We start from the raw sequence: 6,639 nt of genomic DNA, 5'->3' as shown, positions 1-6,639 counted from the left end.
CTTGGCGTCTGTGGGTACGAACTTATTCGTGAATTATTCATATTTATAAAATTAATTTTGAACAGTTACTTATCTTACCATATTACTATATCTAAAACTGTATAAGTATAATAAAGGCTATAAGGTATGCCCAAAAGAACACTTATCCAATATGGCTTCAATTAAGTTTTCAAATTCCACACCAGTTGTGAAAGCCGTTTTTGAAATGTTTGCCCTATAATCTCCTAGCTTTATTTGTCTGCCTGAAGTGTCACTCTCTGCATTTAGGATTGGAGTCATTATTTCTTTTAATTCATCACCGATGTTCAAATGTACTTTAGTTTGTGCGAAGATTTCAGCCTCATGCTCTTCTATATATTCAATTGAAGAATCTGCAGGAATGTTCACTTTCTCTGAATCAGATAGATCCACGCAACATAGCGCATAGCAACTAGGGTTACTTGCTGCCATTCTCACCTGATTAGTGCTCATATGTGCATAATTGTCATATTCAAAGTTCCACTTTGCTTTCACTTCCACATAATAAATATCTTTACCATCATAGCTGATGATCATGTCCTGACCGTTCTGAATATCATTCACACACATATTATCATCTATATTCTCACGTGTTTGAACCTTCAGTAGTTCATTTCCAAGTTTTTCGCGTATTCTATCCTCAATAGCTTTGCCAATCCTGTAGCAGAAATTGAAGGTACTTTGTCGTTCATCGTCAAGTTCTTTTTGTCTCTCCATCTGAGTGATGAGATTAGGTAAAGCTCCGTTTTCATTGAGTGCAGCAAGGCGTTTAATGTCTTTATCATCCATATCCATGATTGAGAAAATACCTTTCTGTGCTTCACCACTTGCCATGTCAAATGTGTATTTTGCTTTTTTTTCGTCTATAATGGTAAACCATTTATCCCATCCTTCTTCATTGTCGAATTTCAAAATGATTTGTCGTATGATACCCTCAATAGACTTGTCCTTTTGTCGCCCATTGGTGTTTATATCCTTCATATACTTTACTAACTCTGTTTGAATGTCTGGTGCTATGTCATTCGGAGTTTGGGTGTTGAAATCGGTATAAAGATTCTCGAAATCCGTATCAATCCATTTTTCTTGAAGGTCCTTGCCCATGACTGAGTTGTAAATGGCAGCAAGTTCTTGGATAATACCATCATTTCTCACAAGTTCTTTCTTTACGCATAGGTATCCTTTTTGACAAGGAATCACACCATAAGTGTCTAACTTGTCTTTTCGTGCCGTATCTGTACTTTTTGCATATTCAGTCAGAAACCTCAACAAGAAAGATTTATTTTCTTTCACCCAATTCTCATCTTGCGTACTAATCTGATACAAGGTGTAGTCTAGAAGCAAAGAGAAAGCAGAACTATAGAAGTCCTCTTCTTTATCCTCTTGTTTTGGAAGGTAATTTTTGCTGAATTTCTTACCATAATAAGTTGGCAATTCTGTCATTATCTTACCACGAAAGTTTGTAAATTCGTCCTGTGAAGTGGCAGAACAGAAATCTATTAAGGCGGTAACCTGTTTTTCAGTTAAAGGCTGTTTGACGTTTTGGTCGAGTGAACTTCTTCTCCACTTACTCATTGTAACCATAATGGCATTATGTAGGTCACTCACAATATATTCTGTAAAATTGGCAAGCGAAAGGTAGGTAATGTCCAACATCTTGGCTGCATCATCACCCATAAGCGGAGATGTGAGTTTGTATAGTTGATCATTCATAAAATCACCATGTCTTAGGTTTTGTCTCAAACATAACGTACCGGCTCGATTCGGTATCAAGGCGTAAGAATCGTACAACGACTCATTTCCGCTATCCTTCAAGAATTGTAGGAACTCGAACAAATTGTCTGATTTATCCTTAATGGCTCTACAAACATCGTTCAATGTAATAAAGAAACTTTCTGTGTTTTCATAGCCCCACTTTTCAACAAGTTCTGACCATTTGATCAAATCTGTTGTTGGTAAAAGGTATTCCTGGCCATTAGAGTCCTTAACGTATGAAGCAAACTTTGCCAATGTTGTTTCATACTTTTCACGTTTCTCATCATTAAGGTTTGCATAGAAGTCTCGATGCAGAAGACGCACACGACTATCTGTTATACTTTTGCGTCCCTCGGCAGTAGGAATTACTTTCCAGTTTATTACCTGATTGTTCCACATAGTCTGCATCTCATTGTAGAATAGCTTCTGTACTTCATCTTCAGTTTCTTTGATGAAATCTACCTTACAAAAATCACGATTCAAGTCAGCCTCTTTTCCATCTATCTGATAAAAATCAAAAAGAGCTTCCATCATGTTCTTCAGTATTTTTTCATTCTTTTCTCCTAATTCTTTTTTTGAAGAAACATCTTCAGGAAGTTGAATATTGTTACGTTTCTCTACAGGATAGAACTTTTTTGAGTGAAAAATAAAATTCACACCAAACTGTTCTGTTCCAAGCAAAGGAAACCATAAAAATAACGAAGGAATCTTTTCTACATCATCACATATAGATGGAAATGGAGGTATTATCACTATATCTTCTTTATCGTCTGACAACAGATAATGGCAGTTATAAGGTACACTTTTAGATTCTGAAGAGAGTAAATCCACACGGTTAACCACCGCTATTATTTCATGCCACCCTTTTTGTCCAAAAGGTGAATTTTGCGCCTGAATGGGTGATTTTCTAAATACATAATGCTCGTTTCTATGTTTGTCATATATTTCAACTTCCTTGATACGTTCATTTATAATTAATACAAACGGCATTAAACTAGATACGTTTTTTATCTGGTTGGAAACGGTTTCAACTAAATCTTGTGTCAGTTTGTATTTGAAAATGGTTGGAGCATCTCCTTGGCAAACTTTAGAAGATTCGCACATGTTTTCCACCAAGACAAGTTCTCGGTTCATCTCTTTGTATGCTTCTAGAGAGCCTGTTTTACTTCTGTCGAGCACAATATGCATATTTATATACTTATCAACTTCCGTCTTGCTTTTGCGCACTTCGTAAGGAGCAAATACATCCACCACACGATTGAATGCATGTGTTGTCATAAAGCCAGTACCATACTGACCTGCTAAATCCTTGCTAGAATCGTCCTTTGAACTATCTTGTTTTACTAATGCCAAAAGAGAAGAATATGAAAAGGGTTTGCCGTAATGCTGGAATACAATACTATCTTCAGTTAGTTCGATATGAATACGGCAAGACTCACCCATGTCTCGGGCATTTTGAACAAGTTCCCATAAAGCACGTTCACCACTATTGATAGTAAGATTATCTATACCAAGTTTTACTTTTTTGCAGTAACCAAGTATGTCAAGATACTCTTTTTCAATAGTCTGAAACTGTTTAGGAGTTAAGCATCCTAGATCTCTACTATAAAAATAGTCTTCCAATTGTTGATCTGTCATAAATATCTGTTTTTGTTAAATTACCATTATTTCTCAACACTATAAGTTAGTACACAATTTAGGGCATAGCCCTTTGTATGGGCACTTTTGCAAGTGCCTATATATCGAGATGTTAATTTTTTACTCGTTTATTAACTATGGGCATAATGCCAATCTGATTTTATTTGGTCGTAGGCTGAAAAAAACTGTAACTGCTAAATATTTTAACAAAACTTATCAAGGTACTCCAATACAGACCGTCCTTGCATCTTCACCGTACTGATGATGCTATGATAATTCTAGTTTATTCACTAAACTCGTTCACCACCATTATGGTCCACTTTCAAAAACTGATGAGCAGCTACAAACGTCTTTTCAAACAGAGTATATGAACGGTTGTCATAAGTGAATATTTTTACTATACGACGGTCACAAGACATGACGATAAACACATCTCCGCCAGAGGGCTCATGGTGAGGTTGTTCACGTATGATGGATAACTCTTGGTTATGCTTGCATCGCATTTTCGTAAAGTCACGGAGATAATAGAAGCGGTTAATACCGGTAACACTCAGCATAGACCCTCCTGTTTCTCTATCAGTCACATCAGCTCTTGATAGCTTAGGTTCTTCTGGGAGATATGCAGCCCATTGGTCATTCGCAACTCTACGAGAATGTGAACACCAGAAGACTTCGTTACTGTAGAAGATGGTTCTTGGGAAGGGCTTTCCTCCTTCCGCTCTTATTGAGCCGAAGGAGGAAGCCCATACACTTTTACTTCCACGATCTTGTTGAATGTATCCTTGTACCATTTATAGAATATATTATAAGGTACTTTATTACGTGAACAGAACTGTTCTATGGAGATGCCATTAGGCATTGCCTCCGTCTGGTACTGGAAATAGAATCTTTCCAAATCTTCACTGCTGTACATAATTCAATGTTTTAAATTCAGCAGCGAAGATACTTCATTCTAATTTAAGCCCTAATTTGAGTGCTTACTTACTTTCTTGTTTTTTTAATACCAATTATATCTATTGTTAACTTCTTGATAATATCTTTGAATAATATTATTGACATTTTCATTATTCATCATTTCTTTAGCTTCTTGAAGGCAAGTTTCTCTACTGGAATTTGGAAACTGATGACTAAAAAAGTCTTGATAAACATCGCATACCTGATTAACGATGTCTTCTATTGCCATAGGGTGAATTTTTCTGCCAGTTTTATTTTGATATTCTATACACATATCCAAAGAATACATTAATGCGGATTTTTCCAAGTCTGGCAAGAATATATTTCGTTTATAATCGCAAGTAAGTTTCTCTATATTAGAAATTATATCCGACCTAAAATATTCGCGTAAATCAGGAAGGTGTTGCCAATTGTAACCACTCATTGAATTAATGGTATCAACTTGGCTATTTATTCTTTTTTGTTTCTCATCCATGCCTGTGCAAACATTGTTACATTGGCCAGCCACAAAATCATCATATTCGATTTCTTCAATACCTTGCCTTGTCATTGGAACGTAAATACCATTCATGATTTTTACGATGTATGCGGAAGGTGTCCGTTTTACGATTTCACCAACCATTCCATTTTGAGGATAAAAATTATGCTTCTCCCACTCAGTTTTATTTGCATAAACTCCGTCTATGAATTCTGGAGTGGTAGAGAAACATTCTCCTCGATCGATAATTTTTACGTACATAGTTTTATTTTGATTAAGTGATATTTTTATAAAAATATGGTAAAGGCATAGTATTACTATGGCTTATTAATTTAACTGATGGTTTGCCGAATAAATCCACTTGACACATAACATCATTTGTTGGCTTAAAGGTATAGGCTTTGCTTTTAGTATGACTGGCAAAACGCAAGTACATATCCTTACTATTTATATATGGCTCTATAGACTTAGAAGACATATTATTATCTTCAAAATAAATAAAATCATTCAGTATACTATTCTCCAGTAGTTTGGATTTTATGCAAAAACACAAAGTAAGAAGAAAAGAATCCTCGTGCAAAAGGAATTTATCAGTAAGGAGAGCATAAATCAATAGTATTTCCTCTATAGTATATTGTCCAAATATCTTCTCATCTTGAATTTGTGAAAAACCATCTTCAAATTCCTGTAAAGAAGACAAATGATTAATTGGAAAAGCACTAAATAGATCGGTATGATATTTTTCATATACGAATTTTACAAATTCCTTTATTGTTTGCCCTCTATGATTAGCTCTCTCCAACGAATGTCCTGGATAATATTTATTAACGAAATTATCAAGATACATTTTATATATTGGTTCATCCTTGATTAAAACAAAGCACCAACTATGTAAACCAAAGATTCGATAATCAAGCGACAAAGATTTAATATATTTATTACTAGGAAAAAGGTTCTTCAAATCAGAGTCTATACCAAACAACCTGAAAATATTATTGGCAAAAGTACATCTATCATATAGATTATTTAAATCCAAGGAAATATCTTCTTTTGGATGAACAATACCTTCTGGAGTTATTTGTTCATGACATAGCCCCTTTGGAAAAATAATTTCTTTGAATTTATAAGTGCGAAAGAAATAATCAATAAAAACATCATCAAGATATGTATTTATATAATCTGATTTTTCTGTAGTTTGCACATTTCCTCCGTGATAAAAGTCTTTACGCGCATTAAGTTTATTATCTAATCCAATAGCATTTATTACTGATTGCAAATTCTCTATAGTAAGATCTACATTAGTGAAAATATTATCTCCCTCCACAACGTGTAGAAAATTATGGAAATGAAGATCTGCAATCAGTTTGTCTATTAAAGCAGAGTCTCGAATCATTATATTCTTTGGAAAATAATTATGATAAATCTTGAAGGATGGGTTTCAAAGTAACCATCATTGGCATTGTCCATAATAGCACAAACAGGAAATCCAAAAACTTTTTTAGTCGTCCATAAAGAATCGCGAAATTCTTTTATAAAAGTATTTCCAATACTATATACAGAAACTGCGGATGGTTTTCCATTTTGCAAATCTAGTCTAAATAAACCTTTAGATGTGTTAAAACTAACACTATCGGCATCTCGTTCAATAGAGTATTCTACACCTTTATTCATAAAGTATTGTTCTGCATTAAACACGAATAACTCATTGGCGTTTTGGCACGAAAGATTCGGGTCACCAGTAAAACCCTGTGTTGAATAGTTAACAGGATTTGCTTTATTCTCGTTAGAATTAGTTATCT

General features: G+C 34.6%; 4 protein-coding genes and 1 pseudogene. All 5 read right to left on the bottom strand.

Going from position 1 to position 6,639, the window contains the following annotated elements:
* Positions 1 to 117: 117 nt before the first annotated feature.
* On the bottom strand, positions 118 to 3,408 hold the full coding sequence (locus I6E38_RS13980; RefSeq protein ID WP_235394567.1) for a sacsin N-terminal ATP-binding-like domain-containing protein: 3,291 nt from the start codon (positions 3,406 to 3,408) through the stop codon (positions 118 to 120).
* 580 nt (positions 3,409 to 3,988) lie between these two features.
* Positions 3,989 to 4,321 (bottom strand): annotated as a pseudogene (locus I6E38_RS13975) (hypothetical protein).
* Positions 4,322 to 4,405: 84 nt separating this feature from the next.
* Entirely contained in the window at positions 4,406 to 5,101 is a 696-nt protein-coding gene (locus tag I6E38_RS13970) for a hypothetical protein (protein WP_235394566.1), read from the bottom strand.
* A 13-nt stretch (positions 5,102 to 5,114) separates the two neighbouring features.
* Positions 5,115 to 6,233 carry a hypothetical protein gene (locus I6E38_RS13965; RefSeq protein WP_235394565.1) on the bottom strand — a complete coding sequence of 373 codons (1,119 nt, stop codon included), beginning with the start codon at positions 6,231 to 6,233 and terminating at the stop codon, positions 5,115 to 5,117.
* A partial coding sequence (locus tag I6E38_RS13960) for a hypothetical protein (protein ID WP_235394564.1) occupies positions 6,233 to 6,639 on the bottom strand: 407 nt, incomplete at its 5' end. The genes I6E38_RS13965 and I6E38_RS13960, both read right to left, overlap by 1 nt.

Origin of the sequence: Leyella stercorea, assembly GCF_021531355.1 — a bacterium.
In the GTDB taxonomy this organism is placed as follows: Bacteria; Bacteroidota; Bacteroidia; order Bacteroidales; family Bacteroidaceae; genus Prevotella.
Note: the sequence above shows the minus strand (reverse complement) of the source record. Positions and strands in the feature narration are given on the sequence as shown.

Coding starts and splice junctions, on each gene's coding strand:
- I6E38_RS13970 (WP_235394566.1), bottom strand. CDS start 5,101: ATGTACGTAAAAATTATCGATCGAGGAGAATGTTTCTCTACCACTCCA.
- I6E38_RS13980 (WP_235394567.1), bottom strand. CDS start 3,408: ATGACAGATCAACAATTGGAAGACTATTTTTATAGTAGAGATCTAGGA.
- I6E38_RS13965 (WP_235394565.1), bottom strand. CDS start 6,233: ATGATTCGAGACTCTGCTTTAATAGACAAACTGATTGCAGATCTTCAT.